At 62.6% G+C, this 20,486-nt stretch carries 21 protein-coding genes; 14 read left to right on the top strand and 7 right to left on the bottom strand.

What is annotated here, in order from left to right; genetic code table 11:
- Positions 1 to 107 precede the first annotated feature (107 nt).
- Entirely contained in the window at positions 108 to 332 is a 225-nt protein-coding gene (locus tag AB7951_RS10240; protein ID WP_068732430.1) for a hypothetical protein, read from the bottom strand.
- An 83-nt stretch (positions 333 to 415) separates the two neighbouring features.
- Between AB7951_RS10240 and AB7951_RS10235 the strand changes: the two genes are divergently transcribed.
- The 3 genes from AB7951_RS10235 to AB7951_RS10225 are packed head-to-tail and all read left to right on the top strand — an operon-like array spanning position 416 to position 2,443.
- The gene (locus AB7951_RS10235; RefSeq protein ID WP_120292079.1) at positions 416 to 973 is read left to right on the top strand and encodes a GNAT family N-acetyltransferase; all 558 of its coding nucleotides are present in this window, start codon (positions 416 to 418) and stop codon (positions 971 to 973) included.
- 47 nt (positions 974 to 1,020) lie between these two features.
- On the top strand, positions 1,021 to 1,512 hold the full coding sequence (ruvX, locus tag AB7951_RS10230) for a Holliday junction resolvase RuvX (protein WP_089263773.1): 492 nt from the start codon (positions 1,021 to 1,023) through the stop codon (positions 1,510 to 1,512).
- A 4-nt stretch (positions 1,513 to 1,516) separates the two neighbouring features.
- Positions 1,517 to 2,443, top strand: a complete 927-nt coding sequence (locus AB7951_RS10225; protein WP_120292075.1) for an AEC family transporter — start codon at positions 1,517 to 1,519, stop codon at positions 2,441 to 2,443.
- Here AB7951_RS10225 and AB7951_RS10220 read toward each other — a convergent pair whose 3' ends face one another.
- From AB7951_RS10220 to AB7951_RS10210, 3 genes are all read right to left on the bottom strand, one after another.
- Complete coding sequence (locus AB7951_RS10220; protein ID WP_338117600.1) at positions 2,444 to 3,238, bottom strand: CPBP family intramembrane glutamic endopeptidase; 795 nt, start codon at positions 3,236 to 3,238, stop codon at positions 2,444 to 2,446.
- Positions 3,235 to 4,881 carry an isovaleryl-CoA dehydrogenase gene (locus AB7951_RS10215; RefSeq protein WP_120292073.1) on the bottom strand — a complete coding sequence of 549 codons (1,647 nt, stop codon included), beginning with the start codon at positions 4,879 to 4,881 and terminating at the stop codon, positions 3,235 to 3,237. The genes AB7951_RS10220 and AB7951_RS10215 overlap by 4 nt, the downstream gene beginning before the upstream one ends.
- Before the next feature lie 67 nt (positions 4,882 to 4,948).
- Positions 4,949 to 5,692 (bottom strand): M15 family metallopeptidase, encoded by a 744-nt coding sequence (locus AB7951_RS10210; protein WP_439062669.1) that lies wholly within the window; start codon positions 5,690 to 5,692, stop codon positions 4,949 to 4,951.
- Between the two features lie 331 nt (positions 5,693 to 6,023).
- Between AB7951_RS10210 and AB7951_RS10205 the strand changes: the two genes are divergently transcribed.
- The 7 genes from AB7951_RS10205 (at position 6,024) to AB7951_RS10175 (ending at position 12,950) form a co-directional block, all read left to right on the top strand.
- The gene (locus AB7951_RS10205; protein ID WP_120292071.1) at positions 6,024 to 6,581 is read left to right on the top strand and encodes a TetR/AcrR family transcriptional regulator; all 558 of its coding nucleotides are present in this window, start codon (positions 6,024 to 6,026) and stop codon (positions 6,579 to 6,581) included.
- A 100-nt stretch (positions 6,582 to 6,681) separates the two neighbouring features.
- Positions 6,682 to 7,821, top strand: coding sequence for an MFS transporter (locus AB7951_RS10200; RefSeq protein ID WP_120292069.1), 1,140 nt, complete (start codon positions 6,682 to 6,684; stop codon positions 7,819 to 7,821).
- 226 nt (positions 7,822 to 8,047) lie between these two features.
- Positions 8,048 to 9,001, top strand: a complete 954-nt coding sequence (locus tag AB7951_RS10195; RefSeq protein ID WP_089263769.1) for an aspartate carbamoyltransferase catalytic subunit — start codon at positions 8,048 to 8,050, stop codon at positions 8,999 to 9,001.
- Positions 9,001 to 10,308 carry a dihydroorotase gene (locus AB7951_RS10190; RefSeq protein WP_439061705.1) on the top strand — a complete coding sequence of 436 codons (1,308 nt, stop codon included), beginning with the start codon at positions 9,001 to 9,003 and terminating at the stop codon, positions 10,306 to 10,308. Before AB7951_RS10195 ends, AB7951_RS10190 begins: the two co-directional genes overlap by 1 nt.
- 58 nt (positions 10,309 to 10,366) lie before the next feature.
- Entirely contained in the window at positions 10,367 to 10,957 is a 591-nt protein-coding gene (gene plsY / locus AB7951_RS10185) for a glycerol-3-phosphate 1-O-acyltransferase PlsY (protein WP_120292067.1), read from the top strand.
- Between the two features lie 213 nt (positions 10,958 to 11,170).
- Positions 11,171 to 11,602: a MerR family transcriptional regulator gene (locus tag AB7951_RS10180; protein ID WP_120292065.1), complete on the top strand. Its 432-nt coding sequence runs from the start codon at positions 11,171 to 11,173 to the stop codon at positions 11,600 to 11,602.
- A gap of 151 nt (positions 11,603 to 11,753) precedes the next feature.
- Positions 11,754 to 12,950 carry a carboxymuconolactone decarboxylase family protein gene (locus AB7951_RS10175; RefSeq protein WP_158596846.1) on the top strand — a complete coding sequence of 399 codons (1,197 nt, stop codon included), beginning with the start codon at positions 11,754 to 11,756 and terminating at the stop codon, positions 12,948 to 12,950.
- A gap of 28 nt (positions 12,951 to 12,978) precedes the next feature.
- Here AB7951_RS10175 and AB7951_RS10170 read toward each other — a convergent pair whose 3' ends face one another.
- The gene (locus AB7951_RS10170) at positions 12,979 to 13,443 is read right to left on the bottom strand and encodes a hypothetical protein (protein ID WP_081421847.1); all 465 of its coding nucleotides are present in this window, start codon (positions 13,441 to 13,443) and stop codon (positions 12,979 to 12,981) included.
- A 108-nt stretch (positions 13,444 to 13,551) separates the two neighbouring features.
- Between AB7951_RS10170 and dprA the strand changes: the two genes are divergently transcribed.
- Positions 13,552 to 14,670: a DNA-processing protein DprA gene (dprA, locus tag AB7951_RS10165; protein ID WP_120292061.1), complete on the top strand. Its 1,119-nt coding sequence runs from the start codon at positions 13,552 to 13,554 to the stop codon at positions 14,668 to 14,670.
- 4 nt (positions 14,671 to 14,674) lie between these two features.
- Here dprA and AB7951_RS10160 read toward each other — a convergent pair whose 3' ends face one another.
- Complete coding sequence (locus AB7951_RS10160; protein WP_244528459.1) at positions 14,675 to 15,055, bottom strand: winged helix-turn-helix transcriptional regulator; 381 nt, start codon at positions 15,053 to 15,055, stop codon at positions 14,675 to 14,677.
- Between the two features lie 97 nt (positions 15,056 to 15,152).
- On the opposite strand from AB7951_RS10160, the gene AB7951_RS10155 reads away from it, so the two are divergent.
- Positions 15,153 to 15,761, top strand: a complete 609-nt coding sequence (locus AB7951_RS10155; RefSeq protein ID WP_120292059.1) for an FMN-dependent NADH-azoreductase — start codon at positions 15,153 to 15,155, stop codon at positions 15,759 to 15,761.
- 172 nt (positions 15,762 to 15,933) lie between these two features.
- On the opposite strand, the gene AB7951_RS10150 is transcribed toward AB7951_RS10155, so the two are convergent.
- Positions 15,934 to 16,707 carry a glucose 1-dehydrogenase gene (locus tag AB7951_RS10150; RefSeq protein ID WP_120292057.1) on the bottom strand — a complete coding sequence of 258 codons (774 nt, stop codon included), beginning with the start codon at positions 16,705 to 16,707 and terminating at the stop codon, positions 15,934 to 15,936.
- Positions 16,708 to 16,833: 126 nt separating this feature from the next.
- Here AB7951_RS10150 and AB7951_RS10145 point away from each other — a divergent pair, with 126 nt between their 5' ends.
- Both AB7951_RS10145 and topA read left to right on the top strand, forming a co-directional pair.
- Positions 16,834 to 17,283, top strand: coding sequence for a winged helix-turn-helix transcriptional regulator (locus tag AB7951_RS10145; RefSeq protein ID WP_120292055.1), 450 nt, complete (start codon positions 16,834 to 16,836; stop codon positions 17,281 to 17,283).
- A 447-nt stretch (positions 17,284 to 17,730) separates the two neighbouring features.
- Entirely contained in the window at positions 17,731 to 20,475 is a 2,745-nt protein-coding gene (gene topA, locus AB7951_RS10140) for a type I DNA topoisomerase (protein WP_089263759.1), read from the top strand.
- The last annotated feature ends 11 nt before the right edge of the window (positions 20,476 to 20,486 follow it).

Here is a 20,486-nt window from a genome sequence, read left to right as displayed (position 1 = left end):
TCTGAATCCAGCGGCAAAGCAGTAACGATCTTGAGACAAACGTGAGGAAATGGCACGCGCATCATTGCCGAGCCTTGCTCAGGCTAACACGGCCGCACCCGCGTAAGCTATGCGGTTGCGCGGGGGATGAGCATCCACTTGCGCAGCGCCACGCCGGCCCAGATCGCCTCCACCAGCCCGAACGGCCAGGCGCCCTGCAGGAAGCCATAGAGCGATCCGAGCCCGCAGGCGCCGGCAAAGGCCAACGTGAACCACGGACTGCGTGCCTCCAGCGCGTAGCAGACCAGCATGGCGCTGACGGCGAACAGTCCAAACAGGCTGAGAGCGTCCATAGATCGAGCTCGTGACATAAGACGCAGAAACGCGGGAACGATGCTACCTTGCCGCAAATCACCACCGATGTGAAACGCGACCGATGACCGCTGCCATTCCCGAACTCACCACGCCCAGGCTGATCCTGCGCCCACTCGTGCTGGCTGACTCCGATGCCGTGCAAAGGCTTTTCCCGCGAATAGAGGTGGTGCGTTTCCTGGCCAGCCGCGTGCCATGGCCCTACCCGGCTGATGGCGCCTTCACTTTCCTGCGCGATGTCGTGCTGCCAGGCATCGAGCGTGGCACCGAATGGCACTGGTCAATCCGTCTGAAGAGCGCACCGGACCAGTTGATCGGCATGATCAATGTCAGGGACGGCGTCGACGACAACCGCGGCTTCTGGCTCGATCCCGCCTGGCACGGGCAAGGGCTGATGACCGAGGCCAGCGATGCCGTGACCGATTACTGGTTCGACACCCTGCAGCGGCCCGTCCTGCGCGTCATCAAGGCCATCGCCAACACGGCTTCACGCCGGATTTCGGAAACCTCCGGCATGCGCGTGATCGCCACCGAGGATCGCGACTACGTCTCCGGCCGTTGGCCCTCGGAAATCTGGGAAATGACCGCCGAGGAATGGCGCAGCCGCCGTCCGCCCCGATAATTGCGGCGCAGCGTTTGATCTGATGGCTCCGCATGTTATGCGGGACCATGCCTGCAGTCATCCTTCCCCTCGTCGAAGCCGCCGCACATCTTCCGGCCCGCGGTGCGCTGATCGGTCTCGATCTCGGCACCAAGACCATTGGTGTCGCGGTGTCCGATCCCGATCGCCGTCTCGCCACCGGCATTGAGACTGTCGAGCGAACTGCCTTCAAGGCGGATGCCGCACGCCTCATCAAGCTTGCCGCTGAGCGAAATATCTGCGGCTTCGTCCTTGGTCTTCCCATCAATATGGACGGCAGCGAGGGACCGCGCGCGCAATCGACACGCGCCTTCGCCCGCAACTTCTCGAAACTGACCGAACTGCCGATCGCCTTCTGGGACGAGCGGCTCTCCACATCTGCGGTCGAGCGCGAACTGATTGCCAATGATGTCAGCCGCGCCAAACGCGCCAAAGTCATCGACGAACATGCCGCGATCTTCATTCTTCAGGGTGCGCTAGATCGCCTCGCCGCCTTGCTGCGCACGCCGGATATTCGCTGACCCCATGCTGACGGTATTTGCCGCTCTCGTCCCGGTCTTCCTGCTCATCGTGCTCGGCTACGCGCTGCGGCGCCTGCTACTGAAACAGAACATCGAATGGGTCGGGCTGGAACAGCTCGTCTATTACGTGCTGTTCCCCGCCCTGCTCATCGACACGCTGGCGCGCGCCAATCTGTCCTCGGTACCCATTGCAGGTGTCGGCGGTGCCTTGTTGCTCTCCGTCATCCTGATGTCCGCGCTATGTCTGGCGCTGCGTCCGTTGCTGGCGCGGGCCATCGGCCTCGATGGGCCGGCATTTACGTCGCTGTTTCAGGGCGCCACGCGTTGGCAGACCTTCGTGGCACTATCGGTCGCCGGCAATCTGTGGGGCGACCTCGGCATCACGCTGGCGTCCGTGGGTATGGTCGCGATGATCCCGCTGCTGAATATTCTAGCGGTCTGGGTGCTGGCGCATTATGCCTCGCCGCAGCGGCTGTCCTGGCCGGCGCTGCTGCTAACCATCGCCAAGAACCCGCTGATCTGGGCCTGCGTGATCGGCCTCGCGATCAACCTGGCCGGATTGCCCGTGCCGCGCCCCGCACACGAATTCCTCGATGCACTCGGGCGCTGCTCTCTGGCGATGGGCCTGCTCATTGTCGGCGCAGGTCTTCAACTCGAAGGCCTGCACCGACCCGGCATGGCTGCAGCACTGACGGTCGTCTTGAAACTCGCCGTGATGCCGCTGATCGCCATGGGCCTCGGCATCGCCTTCGGCCTGTCCGGCACCAACCTCGCGGTGGTCGTCTGCTGCGCGTCGGTGCCGTCGGCATCGAACGGCTATATTCTGGCGCGGCAGATGGGCGGCGACGCGCCCCTCCTGGCGCAGATCCTGACCATTCAAACCACGCTGGCGGTCCTGACCATGCCCATCTTCATTGCACTGGCGGAATAGCTACGGCGATATCACACCGTTCGCGATCAGCAGCGTCTGAACAGTCGCCGCCAGATTGTTGAGGCCATGCAGAAAGATCGTCAGCAATGTCGAGTGGCTGCGGTAACGCATATAGCCGAACAGCAGGCCGATGGTGAAAATCTCGACGAAGAAGAACCAATCGTATTGCAGATGCATCGCCGTCCAGACCAGCGATGACGCCACGATGGCGCCAAACGGCCGCAAGAACGATTCCGACCAGCCGCGATAGAGGAAGCCACGCGCGAAAAACTCTTCGGTCATCGGCGCCCCGACGCAGAACGCGATCACGAGCAACCACAGCGCGCCGTCGGCGCGGGCCGACTTCAACACTTCCAGCATGAAAGTCGGCGCGGAGTCGCGCCCCATGCCTTTTGCGACCAGCTCCCAGGCGCCGACCAGCACGATCAGCGCCACCGTGCCAATGACATAGTTTTTCCAGGACGTGCCGCGTAACCCCAGATAGTCGGCGAAGGATTGCCGCGCCATGCGCGTCGCCAGCCACAGCGCCAGACACACTGCCGGAAGCCCCATGAGAACGGACGCGGCGATGGTCGTACCGCTGCTCATCGCCTTGATCAGCAGCGTCGCATCGAGTGGCGCATGTTTGATCAGCAGGTAATAGGCGACGACGGTCAACTGGCCGACGAACATCGCGGCAAAAGCGAACAGACCCCAGAGGCAAGTGCCCCAGAATTTCCAGACCCGCGGCAGCTTTGTCGCGGGTGGCAGATCCGAGGGTGCGACGGGAGCGATCGGCGTCTCTAGTGCACTCACTGCGGCAACGCCCGCTCGAGCAGTCCCCGCCCCTGAGCTTCGGTCAATTCAGCGGTGCCGTAGATCGCGTTGCGCGCACCATCGAGGCGTGTCCGCGCAAACAGTTCGGCATGGGGCGGATGTACCATGTTCAGCGCGGCGCAGGCTGCCAGCAACGCCAGCGATTCCACTGCTTGCCGCGCTACACGCTCGCTATCGGGCCGCAGCAAGGTGCGAATGATAAAGGCCGCAGTGTCGGCCGCGCCGGGCAGTCCGCGCGTCTCCAGCATCAGATCCTGCAGCACCGCGGTCGATGCGTCGCCTTCGCGCGACAGCGCCCGCAGCACATCGAGACACATCACGTTGCCGGAGCCTTCCCAGATCGCATTGACCGGCGCCTCGCGATAATGCCGCGCCAGAATGCCCTCCTCGACATAGCCGTTGCCGCCCATGCATTCCATCGCCTCATAGAGGAAGCCCGGCGCCGATTTGCAGACCCAGTATTTCACCACCGGCGTCAGGAAACGCATATAGGCGGCCTCGGATGAATCTTCCGGCGCCAAATCGAAGGCGCGACACAGCCGCATCACCAGCGCCGTCGATGCCTCGACATGCAGGGCCATGTCGGCGAGCACACTTTGCATCATCGGCTGGTCGGCGAGGTGTTTCTGGAACACGCTGCGATGCCTGGCGTGATGCAGCGCATGGACCAGACCCGAGCGCATCAAACCGGCGGATGCTGTGGCGCAATCCTGCCGCGTCAGCTGCACCATCTGGATGATGGTGCGGATGCCCTTGCCCTCGTCGCCGACGCGCAGTGCATAGGCATCGTTGAACTCGACTTCCGACGAGGCATTGGAGCGATTGCCGAGCTTGTCCTTCAGACGCTGGAAATTCAGCGCATTGAGCGAACCGTCGGGCCGGAACCGCGGCATGAAGAAACAGCTCAACCCGTCATCAGCCTGCGCCAGCACCAGAAACGCGTCGCACATCGGTGCCGACATGAACCATTTGTGGCCGCTGATCCGATACGCATCGCCGTCGCGCACCGCGCGCGTCATGTTGCTGCGCACGTCCGTGCCGCCCTGCCGCTCGGTCATGCCCATGCCCAGCGTCATGCCACGCTTGGCCGACCATGGCGCGAAGCTCGGATCGTAATCGCGGCTGGCAATGACCGGCATCACCTGCGCCAGCACATCCGGCTGCATCGCCAGCGCGCCGACGGCAGCGCGTGTCATGGTGATCGGGCATAGATGTCCGGTCTCGACCTGCGCCGCCATGTAAAATTTTGCGGCGCGCGCCACTTCGGACGCGCCGCGTGCGGACTTGCCGTCACGCGTCCATGTCGAATTGTGAATTCCCGCTGCAACGCTCTGTGCCATCAGCTCGTGATAGGCTGGATGAAACTCAATCTCGTCGCGCCGGTTACCGCGTGCATCAAAAGTCCGCAGCTTCGGCGTATTCTCGTTGGCCAGCCGCGCGCGCTGTGCCATCTCGGCCGATCCCCAGAGCTGACCGAATTCGGCGTGGTCGACATAGGCGAACGAGCCCTCATTCATCGCGACCGCTTCCACGAGCGGCCGGTCCAGCTCGAACAGATTGACGTCCTCGAAGGGAGGCGACTGGTTAAGCACCGCATGAATGGCAGAGGTGGCGTCGGTCATGAATCAGTTCCGGCTGGAGGCGGTATTGCGAATCATTTTACGCCGGATCGGCCGGGATTTCACGGGGCTATCTTGCCTGCCGCGCAATCGGGAAATCGTAGGCGCGCGCGCCTATGCCCGGCAGCGAGAAGTGCCACCATTCCTTGGAATAATTCACAAAGCCCTGCCTGCCCATCGCAGTTACCAGGAGATCCCGCCAGCGCCGCTGCGCGGGTGAAATCGCGCGCGATCCGGTATGCGCCTTGGCATCGGAGCAATCGTAACCCGTGCCCATGTCGACGCTGCCCTCGGGCGCGCGCTGTGCTTCCGGCGCGATGCAGCTTGCATAGGCCTTGTTCGGATCGAATGCCGGCGACGCAGGCGCACGCAGATCGACCAGCGTCAGATCGAGCGCCGCACCGGTGGAGTGGCCTGAGCGCTCGGCGATGTAGCCGAGCCTGAACAGATCCACCTTGCTGAAGGATGGATTGTAACGCTTCTGCGCCGGTGTCTCGTTGCCATCGCGCGCCCACGCCACCATGTCGCGCGACGCCCGCACCGGCCGATAGCAATCCAGCATTTTCAGCGACAGGTTTTGCGCCATCAACTCACGCTGCACATTCTGCAGCGCGAGGCCGACCGGGCGCTTCACCACGCATTCCGCGCTATCATAGCCACTGAGCTTGCGGCCGACAAAATTGTTGACGTCGGCATAGCGGATGTCCTGCCGGATCGAGGGATCGATATCGCGCAGGAACACGAAATCATCGGGCAGCGTCTGTGATTGCGCGGGCGTAACGCCAAGCATGATCGCGGAAAGGCCCCACATCATCGCAACGGATCGTTTGAGACAATTGATCATCAGGGCTTCCGCCATCCAATCGGGGCGACTTGATGCAAAGGCGGCTGGGGCGAACGCGCCGATAAGTCGGGTCAAGTGGTTCGAGCTGACGGACCCGCCGCCAATGATTGACCGAACAGGGCGCCCCCCGCGTCAGGAGACAGTCGTATCGGCGTGCTGACCGTTTGGAAAGGACCGAAAGCTTGGCGCTTTACCTGCTCAAAGCCCTTGATTTGGAAACGTTCATTTTCTATAAAGAGTGATGTCGAACGCCGTACCATCATCCGCTTCCCGAGGCCCCGGCCGACCGCGTGAGTTCGACGTGGACGAAGCTCTCGATAAAGCCGTTCGGGTGTTTTGTGAGCGTGGCTATCACGCCACGTCGATCGGCGATCTGACAGATGCAATGGAACTGACCCAAGGCAGCATCTACAAGGCGTTCAAAGACAAGCGCGCGGTTTTTATTGCCGCCTTCGATCGGAACAAGGCGGTTCGCAATGAAAAGCTAGCTCGCGCCATCAAAAATGGCGCAACGGGACTGGAGCGTATTCGTAATGCCCTGGCCTTCTACGTCGAATCGTCACACGGCGCGGAGGGGTTGCAGGGATGCCTTGTCGTCGGGAGCGCAACGGAACTTGCGATCTTCGACAAGGAAGTCGCCGAGCGTGTCACGGCATCCTTCAAGCGGAATGAGGCCATGATGGCCGAGTTGATTCAACAAGGGCAGGTTGACGGCTCCATTCCCACCGGGATCGACAGCAAGGCAACCGCCCGGCTGATGCTCTGCCTGCTTCAAGGCATGAGGGTCATCGGGAAGACCGGGCGAACCCGCGCGGAGATGGCAGCCGTAGTGGAGGTTGCCATGCGCACGCTCACCTGATTTTTTTTGCCAAATTAGAAAACGAACGTTTCCTATTGTGAGGACGACCGTGACCACCATCACCGACCACCTGCCCGACAGGCGGATTGTTTCCACTGGAATGACTTTCCTCCTCGCCGCCGCCTGCGGGCTTATCGCGGCCAATGTTTATTATGCCCAGCCACTGGCCGGGCCGATCAGTGCCGCGCTCGGCCTCTCGCCGCAGGCGACGGGACTTATCGTCACCTTGACGCAGATCGGATACGGGGCGGGTCTGCTGCTGATCGTGCCGCTCGGCGATCTCATCGAGAACCGTCGTCTCACCCTCATTATGCTTGGCGTCGCCACCCTAGGGCTGCTGGGCGCGGCACTGTCACCTCACGCACTTCCGTTCCTGATCGCAGCCCTCTTCATCGGCCTCGGGTCGGTCGCGGTGCAGGTTCTCGTTCCCTATGCAGCTCATATGGCTCCTGAAGCGAGCCGGGGCCGCGTTGTCGGCAACGTCATGAGCGGGTTGATGCTTGGCATCATGCTGGCCCGCCCGGTGTCCAGTTTCATCGCTGAATTGTCGTCATGGCACGCCGTGTTCTTCCTGTCGGCGGGTGCGATGATTGTCCTCGCATTGGTTCTCAGCCACGCGCTGCCACGGCGTATGCCGACGTCGAAACTTCGTTACGGAGAACTGCTGGCCTCGATGGGGCATCTGGCGGTGACGACGCCGATCCTGCAAAGGCGTGCGCTCTATCACGCCTGCCTGTTCGGTGCGTTCAGTCTGTTCTGGACCACGACGCCGCTGTTGCTCGCGGGGCCGGAATTCCACCTGTCGCAAGGCGGGATCGCGCTTTTCGCGCTGGCGGGTGTTGCCGGTGCTGTCGCCGCCCCGATCGCGGGCCGGATTGCCGATCGCGGATGGAGTCGCCCTGCGACCGCTGTCGCCATGCTTGCGGTGGCCGGTGCTTTCCTGATGACGCACATCGCGCCTGAAGGTTCGATGCTGGCCCTCGGTCTCCTCGTCGCAGCAGCGATCCTCCTCGATTTCGGCGTCTCGGCTAATCTGACTCTCGGGCAGCGCGCGATCTTCTCACTTAGTGCGGAATTCCGCAGCCGTCTCAACGGGCTCTACATGGCGACGTTTTTTGTCGGCGGGGCGGTTGGCTCGGCGGCAGGCGGATGGGCCTACGCGCAGGGAGGATGGACACTCGCCTCATGGGTCGGTTTCGCGTTCCCCGTCGTGGCGGTCGTGTACTTCGTAACGGAATAGAACGATGCCGAGACTGCCCAGCCGCTGTCAGCTCTTTGGACGCGGCTTGTCGGCCTCGGCGTCGCCCCTCGCTGAAGGTGGTCCCAAAACGGTACGCCGTGGAGAGGATACCCGGCATTCGTCGGGCATGACGGCAAGAATGTGGTCGGACTGACCGGGGGATAACCGAAAAGCGGGCGAATCGCGCTTGCTCCGCTTTTCAACTCTGCCTATAGCTTTCGTTTTAATGACCCAAGCCACGAAATCCTCTTTCGTCCTCGGACACCGGCATTTGCTGGGCATCGAGGGCCTTTCCGCCGCGGATATCACCGGCCTCCTCGACCTGTCCGAGGAATATGTCGAGCTGAACCGCCAGGTCGACAAAAAGCGCTCCTCGCTGCGCGGTCGTACCCAGATCAATCTGTTTTTTGAGAATTCGACGCGCACCCAGTCGTCGTTCGAACTGGCCGGCAAGCGGCTCGGCGCCGACGTCATGAACATGTCGGTGTCATCGTCCTCGATCAAAAAGGGCGAGACGCTGATCGACACCGCGATGACGCTGAACGCGATGCATCCGGACATTCTGGTGATGCGCCATCACGCTTCCGGCGCGGTCGAACTGCTGGCCCGCAAGGTCGACGGCTCCGTCATCAATGCCGGCGACGGCGCCCATGAACATCCGACGCAAGCCCTGCTCGACGCATTGACCATCCGTCGCAACAAGGGCCGCCTCGAAGGTCTCGTGATCGCGATCTGCGGCGACGTGCTGCATTCGCGGGTCGCGCGTTCCAACATTCTCTTGCTCAACACCATGGGCGCGCGCGTCCGCGTGGTCGCGCCCTCCACGCTGCTGCCGCCGGGCATCGAGCGCATGGGCGTCGAGGTCGCGCGCGATATGCGCGAGGGCCTCAACGGCGCCGACATCGTCATGATGCTGCGGCTGCAGCGCGAGCGCATGAACGGCTCCTTCGTGCCGTCGTCCGCCGAATACTTCCAGTATTTCGGCCTCGACCAGAAGAAGCTCGCTTACGCCAAGCCCGATGCGCTGGTGATGCATCCCGGCCCGATGAACCGCGGTGTCGAGATCGACTCCCTCGTCGCGGACGGCGCGCAGTCGCTGATCCGCGAACAGGTCGAGATGGGCGTAGCGGTCCGCATGGCCGTGCTCGAAGCGCTCGCGCGCAACCTGCCGAACGCGTGATGCCCATGCTGACAGATCGCCGCCCTATCCTCCTCGCCAATGCGCACCTGATCGATCCATCCAGCGATCTCGACGGCGTCGGTGACGTCCTGATCGCCGACGGCGTTATCCGCGATGCCCGCCGTGGCATCGGCGCGGCCGGCGTGCCTGAAGGCACCGACATCATCAATTGCGTCGGTAAGGTCGTGACCCCCGGCCTCGTCGACATGCGCGCTTTCGTCGGCGAACCCGGCGCCAGCCACCGCGAGACTTTCGCCTCCGCCAGCCGTGCAGCCGCAGCCGGCGGCATCACCACCATCATCTGCCAGCCGGACACCTCGCCGACCATCGACAATTCTGCCACCGTCGACTTCGTCCTGCGCCGCGCCCGCGACACCGCCATCGTCAACATCCATCCGATGGCCGCCCTGACCAAGGGCCTCGAAGGCCACGAGATGACCGAGATCGGGCTGCTGAAAGCGGCCGGCGCCGTCGCTTTCACAGATGCCGACAAGAGCATCACCAACGCGCAGATCATGCGCCGCGCGCTGACCTATGCACGCGATTTCGACGCGCTGATCGTGCATTACACCGAGGATCCCGACCTCGTCGGCGAAGGCGTGATGAATGAAGGCGAGCGCGCGTCACGGCTCGGCCTGATGGGAATTCCCAATGCGGCCGAAGCCATCATGCTGGAGCGCGACATGCGTCTCGTCGCCCTCACCGGCGGGCGCTACCATGCGGCCTCACTGACCTGCATCGAATCCATCGAGATCCTGAAGCGTGCCCGCGACGCCGGCTTGCGTGTCAGCGCCTCCGCGTCGATCAATCACCTGACGCTGAACGAAAACGATATCGGGCCCTATCGCTCCTATCTCAAATTGTCGCCGCCGCTCCGCACCGAAGAGAACCGCCGCGCGCTGGTCGAGGCCGTCGCGTCAGGATTGATCGACGTCATCATGTCCGACCACAATCCGCAGGACGTCGAAACCAAGCGCCTGCCATTTGCAGAAGCCGCGCCGGGCGCCATCGGCCTCGAAACAATGCTGTCGGCGGGATTGCGGCTGATCCACAACGGCGAGCTCACCTTCACCCAGTTGATCCGTGCGATGTCGACACGCCCGGCCGAACTGCTCGGCCTGCCGGGGGGCACGCTGCGCCCCGGCGCTGTCGCCGACATCATTGTCATTGACGCCGATGTGCCGTGGGTGCTGGATCCCGCGGATCTGAAATCGCAATGCAAGAATACACCATTCGACGAAGCCCGCTTCACGGGGCGCGTCGCACGCACTATTGTCGGCGGACGCACCGTTTACGAGCACGTCTGACGCGATAAGCGCGTCTGCGAACACGAAAGTGCGAAGCGCGTCTTAGAATAGAGGTCCGATGATCGTTCTCTACATATTCGCTGCCGCGCTCGGTTATTTCCTCGGCTCGGTTCCTTTCGGACTGGTGCTGACCAAGCTCGCCGGCACGCAGGACATCCGCACCATCGGCTCGGGCAATATCGGCGCCACCAATGTGCTGCGCACCGGCCGCAAAGGCCTCGCCGCGGCGACGCTGCTGCTCGATGCCCTCAAGGGCACCGTCGCCGTGATCATCGCCGGCAGCGTCGGTGGTCCAATCCCGGCCATGATCGCCGGTCTCTTCGCGTTCCTGGGCCACCTCTTCCCGGTCTGGCTCGGCTTCAAGGGCGGCAAGGGTGTCGCCGTCTATATCGGCATCATGTTCGGCCTGTACTGGCCTGCCGCCATCGTGTTCTGCCTTGCCTGGCTCGCCTGCGCCTTCACCTCGCGCTACTCGTCATTCTCCGCGCTGACCGCCAGCGCCATCACGCCGATCTTCCTGTGGTGGGCCAAGGCGCCACAGCTCGCCGTGCTGGCCACCGTGCTGACGCTGCTGCTGTGGTTCATGCACCGCGAGAACATCAAGCGACTGCTGAACGGCACCGAAGGCAAGATCGGCGCGAAAAATTGAGTCAGGCTGCCTATGTTCGTGATCGCGAACGGTCGATATCCTTCACCACCGTGCTGCCTGCACGGCCTGATCCCGATCCGGCATCACCGCTTTTGATGCCGATAACTGCATGCGAATGCCGCTTCGTCAGCTCCGAGCGAAGAAGTATTTGCTGTTGACTTAGAGCGCACTCTAACCTGTAGCAAGGTCAGCGTCGTGACGAGAAGACAGAACATGAAAATCGGAGAACTCGCTAAGCGCGCCGGCTTGTCAGCACACACGATCCGCTATTACGAGCGGATCGGGCTGCTTCCTGGCGCACCGCGCAACGCCTCCCGTCAACGCGAATATGACGCTTCCATCTTGGTGTGGATTGCCTTTCTCGGACGCCTCAGGACGACCGGGATGCCGATCCGCGACATGCTGCGATACGCTCAGCTGCGCGAGCGAGGTTCGCAAACCACGGAAGACCGCCGGCTCATCCTCGAGCAACATCGGACCAACGTCCGTGCTCGTCTGGCCGAACTTCATGACTGCCTTGCCGTCCTCGACACCAAAATCGCCGGCTATTCCGGCCTGAACACGGTGGAGAAGGACAATGACGCTGCCACGGATCACCAGACACGGCACATCCGCGAAACGCTCGCGCGCGCCCTTAAAGATTGAGATCGCCCCGCAGGAGAACGCGGACGCCCCCGCCAGCGAGGACAGTCCGCCGGACAAAATTGCCTCCCGCCGCAACTTTCTCACAGCGCTCGGCGCAGCGGGGGCTTCGTTGGCCGTTCGCGCGCAAGAAGCCAATGCAGGAACAACAGCAATGGGCAATGAGCGATTCGCACGCGGCCTCGACATACTGCGCAAGGTCGGCGGCGAGAATTTCGACGGCCCCGTCAACAGCCTGGCGGAAGTATCTGCGGATCTCGCGCGCTTCACTGTTGAGTATCCGTATGGCGACGTGCTGTCTCGCCCCGGGCTCGCGCTTCCGCTGCGACAACTTTGTACGGCGGCAATGCTGCTCGCCGATGGGAGTGCCCAGCCGCAACTGAAGTATCATATGGCGGGCTATCTCAATGTCGGCGGCGAGCCGCGCGTCCTCATCGAACTGATGTTCGTCTCCGTCGCCTTGCTCGGTTTTCCTCCGACCATCAATGCGGTCGGACTGTTGCGCAGCATTTTCGCCGAACGAAAGCTCGCTTTTGTGCCGGTCGAGCCCGCCACGGACGATGGAACCGGACGTGCGCAGAACGGCAGCGAAGCTGCAAGCCGCCTCACCGGCGGCGACATGCAGGCATATTTCGGCGAGTTTGAAAAAGCCTCGCCCGATCTGGCGCGGCTCTCGGTCGAGTTCGCTTTCGGCGAAGCACTTTCCCGACAGGGTCTGGATTTCAAGGCCAAGGCGCTTGTGATCGTCGCCATGCTGGCGGCGGGTGGCAATCATGCAGCTGCCCTTCGCCAGCACATCCAAGGCGCACTAGCCCTAGGCATAACGCGAGACGAAGTGGTCGAACTTTTGATGCAGGTTAGCGTCTATCGCGGCTTTCCGTGCGCCTTGAATGCCTTTGCGGTTGCCAAGGAAGCCTTTGGCGACACCGCCGCAAGCCAGCCAATATCGTTCCGCCCGGCCAATGCCGAAACCCGGCAGATGCGATTGGAGCGCGGACGCGCGGCGCTCGGAAAGACCTCGGGCGCATCCGGAGATGCCGTAGTCCGAAGCTTTGACGATATCGCCCCTGACCTCGGGCGAATGATTGTCGAACACTCCTATGGCGAGATCTTTTCGCGCACGGGGATTGACGCTAGGACGCGAGAGCTAACCGCCTGCGCAGCCCTCGCCGCCGTCGGATCGAAGACCGCCGAGACACCGCTTCGCGTGCACATCAATGCCGCCCTGAATGTGGGAGCCAGCCGAGACGAAATTCTGGAGACATTGCTCAACCTAGCACCCTATAGCGGCTATCCTGCCGTCCAACAGGCGGTCCGGATCGCGGCTGAGGAATTCGGCAAACGAAGCTAGCCGCGGCCAACCCGGCGTCAGTGTCAGTTTAAAACACCCGCGCGCCCTGCTTCGCGTCGAGATCGAACTCCCAGATCTCGACACCGCGGCTGATCAGGTGACCGTTGTTCTTGATATAGTGCGAGATCAGACTCACCTTCGAATGCGGGTGAAGATGTTTGAGCACGAACAGAATCTTCCGATAGTCGCGCGGCGCCGCACCGAACAGCAGCATGGCTTCGTTCATGCCGCGGATCTTGGCGCTCGGCCGATTGCCGGACACTGTCCAGGTGTAGGACTTGCACTCCACCAGGATGCGCGGGCTGGCGCTGCCGAGATCGAAGCGCTTGTTCTTCTGTAGCCGGTGGCCGACGGGTACGACGAAATTGCGCGCAAGCTGCACGCCCTCGGAATGAAAGAAGATCTGCGCCGCTTCCTCGAACTCACGCCCAACGGCGGCGTTGCTCGATGCGCCGATCCGCTGGAAGTTGTTCACGTCCCAAAGCATTGCCATCACTGAACACAAGCCATCAGGGCTCACCCCTACTCTCGCACCTTAAGTGCGAATGTCAATTGAATGCATCCTTAAGTTGATAGACACTCCCCACCGGGGGAGCATGGCTTGGACAGCATCTCACAGGGCAGCACACAGCTCACGGACGCCCAGCGGCTCGACTGGTTGCGGCTGATCCGCAGCGACAATGTGGGGCCGCGTACTTTTCGATCGCTGATCAACCATTTCGGCAGCGCACGCGCCGCGCTGGAGCGACTGCCCGATCTGGCGCGCCGCGGCGGCGCTGCCCGCGCCGGCCGGATCTGCAGCGCCGACGACGCACAGCGTGAACTCGACCTCGGACGCAAGATGGATGTCGCGCTTGTCGCGCCTGGTGAGCCCGGCTACCCGCCGCGATTGGCGGGGATCGACGATGCACCGCCGCTGCTCGGCATCCGCGGCAAAGTGGACGCACTGACGCGGCCGATGATCGCCATCGTCGGCTCGCGCAATGCGTCCGGCGCGGGACTGAAATTCGCGGAGAGACTGGCGCGCGATCTCGGCGATGCCGGTTTCGTGATCGTGTCGGGCCTCGCACGCGGCGTTGATCAGGCCGCGCATCGCGCCAGTCTGAATGGCGGCACCGTGGCTGTGCTGGCTGGCGGTCATGACAAGATCTATCCGCCCGAACACGAGGACCTGCTGTTCGCCCTGCTGGACAACGGCGGCGCGATTTCCGAGATGCCGCTCGGCCATGTCCCACGTGCTCGCGATTTCCCGCGTCGCAATCGCCTGATCTCGGGTGCAGCACTCGGCGTCGTAGTCATCGAAGCGGCGCATCGCTCGGGCTCGCTGATCACCGCGCGGATGGCCGCCGAACAGGGCCGCGAAGTGTTTGCCGTGCCGGGCTCGCCGCTCGATCCCCGCGCCGCCGGCACCAACGACCTCATCAAGCAAGGCGCGGCGCTGGTCACCGAAGCATCCGACGTCATCAATGCGGTCGCGCCGATCATGGAGCGGCCGATCGAATTGCCGAGCCGTGAACCTGATGACGCCACGTCATTCGATGAACCAGACAGCAGCGACCGCGCACGCGTGATCGCATTGCTCGGTCCAAGCCCGGTCGGCATCGACGATCTTATTCGCCTTGCCGGTACATCGGCTGCCACCGTACGCATCGTGCTGCTGGAGCTCGAGCTTGCCGGACGGCTGGAGCGTCATGGCGGAGGGTTGGTGTCGATGATCTGAGGACTCAGTCCTCCGAATTGCGCCCGTCGAAGTTTTTTCGTGCGGTGTCGATATCGGGCAGATGTTGCTGCGCCCATTCGCCGAGCTTTATGACCGGATCGCTCAGGCCTCGGCCGAGATCCGTGAGTTCATAGTCCACACGCGGAGGCACGGTCGGAAACACGGTACGCGTCACCAGACCGTCGCGTTCAAGCCCGCGCAAGGTCAGGGTCAGCATCCGCTGCGAGATGCCGCCGACCATCCGTTTCAACTCGTTGAAGCGCCGTGGACCGTCGCCGAGCAGCATGATCACCAGCACGCTCCACTTGTCGCCGACCCGCGCCAGCACCGAGGCGACGCCGCGACAGTCGCTCTCCTGATGCGGAATCGCCGGCAAAGCAGGCACCTTTTTGTGCTCGGGTTTCAAAATTGTGCCTTCTTGTGCGGTTTCGGCCAGTCACTCATGTAGCGTCAGTTACAAACCTATACCATGAGGTGACCACATGAAACTGCTCCATATCGATTCCAGCGTTCTCGGCCCCCACTCCGTCAGCCGGCAGGTTTCCGCCGCCATTACCGACCGGCTGGCCAAGGCCAATCCCGGCCTTGAGACCACCTATCGCGATCTCACCACCACGCCGCTGGCGCATCTGTCCGGCTCCCATCTCGCCGTCGCACAGGGCGCAGCGCCCGATGCGGCGCTTCAGCCCGATCTCGCCGCCGGTAGTGCCGTGCTGGAGGAGTTTCTTGCTGCCGATATCGTGGTGATCGGCGCACCAATGTACAACTTCACCATTCCGAGCCAGCTCAAGGCGTGGATTGATCGCATCCTCGTCGCCGGCAAGACATTCAAATACGGCGACAAGGGTGCCGAAGGCCTCGCGGGCAGCAAGCGCGTCATCGTCGCCATTTCACGCGGCGGCTTCTACGGCGCGGACATGCCAACGGCTGCCGGCGAACATCTCGAAACCTATCTGCGCTGGGTGTTCGGCTTCATCGGCGTCACCAATCTCGAATTCATCGCCGCCGACGGCATCATGATGGGACCGGAGCTACGCGAGAAAGCCGTTGCCGGTGCCTTGCAGGCAGCGACAGATCTGCACGCGGCTTAACTAACGCGTCGTTCCGGGGCGCGTTTTCAGCGCAGCTGAATGCGCGAACCTCAGCCACTCCAATTGGAGTGGCGAGGAACCTCGAAATGAGATTCACATATCGAGATCCCGGGTTCATGCCGTCCGCTGCGCGTTCGGCCTGCCCCGGGATGACGATGCGCGTTGCGATCATTCAGCTACGATAGGCCGGTGCACCTGCCGGGGCCGATGTCACGCCGCCATCGACGAAAATCTCGGCGCCCTGGATGTTCGATGCATCATCCGACGCGAGAAACAGCACGGTCTTCGCAACTTCTTCCGGCTTGCCGAAACGCCCGAGCGGAATGGTCTGCGACAGGCGCTTCTCGAATGCGTTGAAAGCTTCCGGCGTCGGCGCAACACGGTCCCAGATCGGCGTCGCGGTCGCGCCCGGCGAGACCACGTTTACGCGGATGTTGCGCGGCGACAGTTCGGACGCCATCACGCGGGCCATCGCGCGCACGCCGGCCTTGCTCGCGGCATAGGCAGCATAGCCGGGATTTCCGAGCACGGAGATCACCGAACCGTTGAGAATGATGGACGCGCCATCGTTGAGATGCGCGGCTGCCGCCTGCACGGTGAAGAACACGGCGGTGATGTTGGTCTTCAAGACGGACTCGAACACATCGAGCGCGGTGCCACCCACTGGCGTATGCGCGCTGATGCCTGCATTGGCGAATACGATGTCGAGCTTGCCGAATTTCTCGACAGCTTTGGCCACGGCATTCTCGGTGGCAGCAATGTCAGTCGCATCAGCCACGATGCCGATCGCATTCGGGCCGAGTTCGGCCACCGCCGCGTCGAGCCTCGCCTTGTCGCGACCAGTGATGGCCACCTTGGCGCCCTCAGCGACGAAGAGCTTCGCCGTGGTCAGTCCAATACCGCTATTGCCGCCCGTGATGAGCGCCGTCTTGTTCGCCAAACGCATGGTGATCTCCTGATGATCAAGTGGTTGCTTTTTAAAACCACATTGCCATTTAGGGCGGATGGTTTCATAATGCAACCACATGTCCGCTAATCACTGCATTTCTTTTTCCCGCCGCTGGAAAGTCGCATGGCCAAACGCACCAGTCTCAAGGACTCCACCTGCCCCGTCGCCCGCTCCATGGAGGTGATCGGCGACTGCTGGACGATGATGATCATCCGCGACGCCATGCTGGGCGCCCGGCGCTTCGGCGAATTCCAGAAGAGTCTCGGACTGGCGAAGAACATTCTCGCCGTCAGGCTGAAAGCCCTCGTGGAGGACGGCATCCTGAAACTGGAGCCGGCAGCCGACGGCAGCGCCTATCAGGACTATGTCCTGACCCCGAAAGGCCAGGCGGTTCATCCAATCATGGTGGCGCTGCGCCAGTGGGGCGAGGATTATGCGTTCAAGCCCGGCGAACCGACGACCATCATGGTCGATCGCAAGCGTGGCAAGCAGATCAAGAAGCTGGAACTGCATGCGGCCGACGGCAGGCTGCTCGGCTATGGCGACACCACGATTGTGCCCTCAACGGTCTGACGGCTTGCGCAAGTCACACAGCCGCAGGATCTCCTCGGTTTCGAGATGCGCCATGTCGAGCAGGTAAGCGAGCATGTCGTGGCGATGGCGGCGCGCCATCCGCGACAGATCGCGGACCGCACTCTTTATATAAAGAGCCGCCTCCTCATATAAAGAGCCGCCTCCTCGGGCCCGCCATCGCCCTGCGCCTGATCGTCCGGAATGGGCGGTGTCATAGGCATTCCCTACCCGGGCAGTCCGGGCGAAATCAGCACCAACGAAGCATCAAATCATACCCCCAATGGTTGCATTTTACAACCCTTGGTAAGTGATTGGGAACCAACAGGCGTGGCCATCAACAACTCACGATTTGACACGAGACCCCTTCGCACCCATGTTCGCCGCGAAACGGCTGGCGCGACTCTCGCAGACCCAAGCCGGATTCCCCCTGTAAGTTATTGGAATCACATGAATCTCGTCATTGTCGAGTCGCCTTCAAAGGCCAAGACGATCAACAAGTATCTGGGCAAGGACTATGAGGTCCTGGCGTCGTTCGGCCATGTCCGCGACCTTCCCGCCAAGAACGGATCGGTCGATCCCGACGCCAATTTCCAGATGATCTGGGAGATCGACCCCAAGGCCGCCAGCCGGCTGAACGACATCGCCAAGGCCGTCAAAGGCGCCGACAAGCTCATCCTCGCGACCGACCCTGATCGCGAAGGCGAAGCGATCTCCTGGCACGTGCTCGAAGTCCTCAAGCAGAAGCGCGCGCTGAAGGACCAGAAGATCGAGCGCGTGGTGTTCAACGCGATCACCAAGCAGGCCGTTACCGACGCGATGAAGAACCCGCGCGAGATCGATGGTGCACTGGTCGATGCCTATATGGCGCGCCGTGCACTCGATTATCTGGTGGGCTTTACGCTTTCTCCTGTGCTGTGGCGCAAGCTGCCCGGCGCCCGCTCCGCGGGCCGCGTGCAATCGGTCGCGCTGCGCCTGGTCTGCGACCGCGAGCAGGAAATCGAGAAGTTCATCCCGCGCGAATACTGGTCGCTGGTGACCACGCTGGCGACGCCGCGCGGCGAGAGTTTCGAAGCCCGCTTGGTCGGCGCTGACGGCAAGAAGATCCAGCGTCTCGATATCGGCACCGGCGCCGAAGCCGAGGACTTCAAGAAGGCCATCGAAGCCGCAAACTTCACGGTCTCCACCGTCGATGCCAAGCCGGCCCGCCGCAATCCGCAGGCGCCGTTCACCACCTCCACGCTGCAGCAGGAAGCCAGCCGCAAGCTCGGCTTCGCGCCGGCGCACACCATGCGCATCGCGCAGCGTCTGTATGAAGGCATCGACATCGGCGGCGAGACCACCGGTCTCATCACCTATATGCGAACCGACGGCGTGCAGATCGACCCCTCCGCCATCACGCAGGCCCGCTCTGTCATCGGCGAAGACTACGGCAAGCAATATGTGCCGGACGCCGCGCGGCAATATACGAGCAAGGCCAAGAACGCGCAGGAAGCGCATGAAGCGATCCGTCCGACCGATATGTCGCGTCGCCCGGCGAGCCTGCGCGGCCGTCTCGATAGCGATCAGTCGCGGCTTTATGAATTGATCTGGATGCGCACCATCGCCAGCCAGATGGAATCCGCCGAGATGGAGCGCACCACCGTCGATATCGCTGCCAAGGCAGGATCGCGCCTGCTCGAATTGCGCGCCACCGGTCAGGTCGTGAAGTTCGATGGTTTCCTTGCCGTCTATCAGGAAGGCAAGGACGACGACGCCGAGGATGAAGATTCACGCCGCCTGCCCGCCATGAGCGAAGGTGAAGCGTTGAAGAAAGAAAACCTCGCGGTTACCCAGCATTTCACCGAACCGCCGCCGCGCTTCTCGGAAGCCTCGCTGGTGAAGCGCATGGAAGAGCTCGGCATCGGCCGTCCCTCGACCTATGCATCGATCCTGCAGGTGCTGAAGGATCGCGGCTACGTTCGGCTCGAAAAGAAGCGCCTGTACGGCGAGGACAAGGGCCGCGTCGTCGTCGCCTTCCTCGAAAACTTCTTCGCCAAATATGTGGAATACGATTTCACCGCGGCGCTGGAAGAGAACCTCGACAGGATCTCCAACAACGAGATCTCTTGGCAGCAGGTGCTCAAGGATTTCTGGACCGACTTCATCGGCGCCGTGAACGAGATCAAGGATCTGCGCGTGGCGCAGGTGCTCGACGCGCTCGACGAGATGCTCGGCCCGCACATCTACGCCCCGCGCGAAGATGGCGGGGATCCGCGCCAGTGCCCGACCTGCGGCACCGGTCGCCTCAATCTGAAGGCCGGCAAGTTCGGCGCTTTCGTCGGCTGCACGAATTATCCGGAATGCCGCTACACGCGTCCGCTCGCCGCCGATAGCGGCGCCAATGCCGACCGCGTGCTCGGCCCCGATCCGGTGTCAGGTCTCGAAGTCGCGGTGAAGGCCGGACGTTTCGGGCCTTACATCCAGCTCGGCGACGCCAAGGATTACGAAGAAGGCGAGAAGCCGAAGCGTGCCGGCATTCCGAAGAACACGTCGCCCAGCGATGTCGAACTCGATCTGGCACTCAAGCTCCTGTCGCTGCCGCGCGAGATCGGCAAGCACCCGGAAACCGGTGAGCCGATCACCGCGGGCCTCGGACGTTTCGGACCGTTCGTGAAGCATGAGAAAACCTATGCCAGCCTGGAGGCCGGCGACGAGGTGTTCGATATCGGCCTCAACCGCGCGGTCACGCTGATCGCCGAGAAGATCGCCAAGGGGCCATCAGGCCGCCGCTTCGGCGCCGATCCCGGCAAGCCGCTCGGCGACCATCCGACCCTCGGCGGCGTTGCCGTGAAGGGCGGGCGTTATGGCGCCTATGTCACCGCGGGCGGCGTCAATGCGACGATCCCGAGCGACAAGACCCAGGAAACGATCACGCTCGAAGAGGCCATCGCGCTGATCGATGAGCGTGTGGCCAAGGGCGGCATCAAGCCGAAGCGCGGCGCTAAGAAAGCACCGGCGAAGAAGGCCGTCGCCAAGAAGGCCGACGCGGCCGAGAAGAAGCCGGCGGCCAAGAAGGCCGTTGCGAAGAAAGCCGCGGCAAAGCCAAAGGCTGAAACGGCTGCCGCCAGCAAGGCGCGCGCGCCGGTGAAGGCGAAGACATCGCCTGCCAAGAAGAAGGCCGCGAAAACGGTCGCGAAGAAGAGCGCTGGCTAGAACGGATAATT

This window comes from Tardiphaga sp. 285_C5_N1_2 (assembly GCF_052076065.1).
GTDB lineage: Bacteria > Pseudomonadota > Alphaproteobacteria > Rhizobiales > Xanthobacteraceae > Tardiphaga > Tardiphaga robiniae.
This window is presented reverse-complemented; position numbering and strand designations above follow the sequence as displayed.

What these genes read in the sequence shown, in the direction of transcription:
- AB7951_RS10195 (WP_089263769.1), top strand. Translation starts at nt 8,048, where the DNA reads ATGACCCAAGCCACGAAATCCTCTTTCGTCCTCGGACACCGGCATTTG.
- AB7951_RS10170 (WP_081421847.1), bottom strand. Translation starts at nt 13,443, where the DNA reads ATGGCAATGCTTTGGGACGTGAACAACTTCCAGCGGATCGGCGCATCG.
- AB7951_RS10225 (WP_120292075.1), top strand. Translation starts at nt 1,517, where the DNA reads ATGCTGACGGTATTTGCCGCTCTCGTCCCGGTCTTCCTGCTCATCGTG.
- AB7951_RS10215 (WP_120292073.1), bottom strand. Translation starts at nt 4,881, where the DNA reads ATGACCGACGCCACCTCTGCCATTCATGCGGTGCTTAACCAGTCGCCT.
- AB7951_RS10155 (WP_120292059.1), top strand. Translation starts at nt 15,153, where the DNA reads ATGAAACTGCTCCATATCGATTCCAGCGTTCTCGGCCCCCACTCCGTC.
- AB7951_RS10210 (WP_439062669.1), bottom strand. Translation starts at nt 5,692, where the DNA reads ATGATGTGGGGCCTTTCCGCGATCATGCTTGGCGTTACGCCCGCGCAA.
- AB7951_RS10145 (WP_120292055.1), top strand. Translation starts at nt 16,834, where the DNA reads ATGGCCAAACGCACCAGTCTCAAGGACTCCACCTGCCCCGTCGCCCGC.
- AB7951_RS10190 (WP_439061705.1), top strand. Translation starts at nt 9,001, where the DNA reads ATGCCCATGCTGACAGATCGCCGCCCTATCCTCCTCGCCAATGCGCAC.
- ruvX (WP_089263773.1), top strand. Translation starts at nt 1,021, where the DNA reads ATGCCTGCAGTCATCCTTCCCCTCGTCGAAGCCGCCGCACATCTTCCG.
- AB7951_RS10180 (WP_120292065.1), top strand. Translation starts at nt 11,171, where the DNA reads ATGAAAATCGGAGAACTCGCTAAGCGCGCCGGCTTGTCAGCACACACG.
- AB7951_RS10150 (WP_120292057.1), bottom strand. Translation starts at nt 16,707, where the DNA reads ATGCGTTTGGCGAACAAGACGGCGCTCATCACGGGCGGCAATAGCGGT.
- AB7951_RS10175 (WP_158596846.1), top strand. Translation starts at nt 11,754, where the DNA reads ATGGGCAATGAGCGATTCGCACGCGGCCTCGACATACTGCGCAAGGTC.
- plsY (WP_120292067.1), top strand. Translation starts at nt 10,367, where the DNA reads ATGATCGTTCTCTACATATTCGCTGCCGCGCTCGGTTATTTCCTCGGC.
- topA (WP_089263759.1), top strand. Translation starts at nt 17,731, where the DNA reads ATGAATCTCGTCATTGTCGAGTCGCCTTCAAAGGCCAAGACGATCAAC.
- AB7951_RS10200 (WP_120292069.1), top strand. Translation starts at nt 6,682, where the DNA reads ATGACTTTCCTCCTCGCCGCCGCCTGCGGGCTTATCGCGGCCAATGTT.
- AB7951_RS10235 (WP_120292079.1), top strand. Translation starts at nt 416, where the DNA reads ATGACCGCTGCCATTCCCGAACTCACCACGCCCAGGCTGATCCTGCGC.
- AB7951_RS10240 (WP_068732430.1), bottom strand. Translation starts at nt 332, where the DNA reads ATGGACGCTCTCAGCCTGTTTGGACTGTTCGCCGTCAGCGCCATGCTG.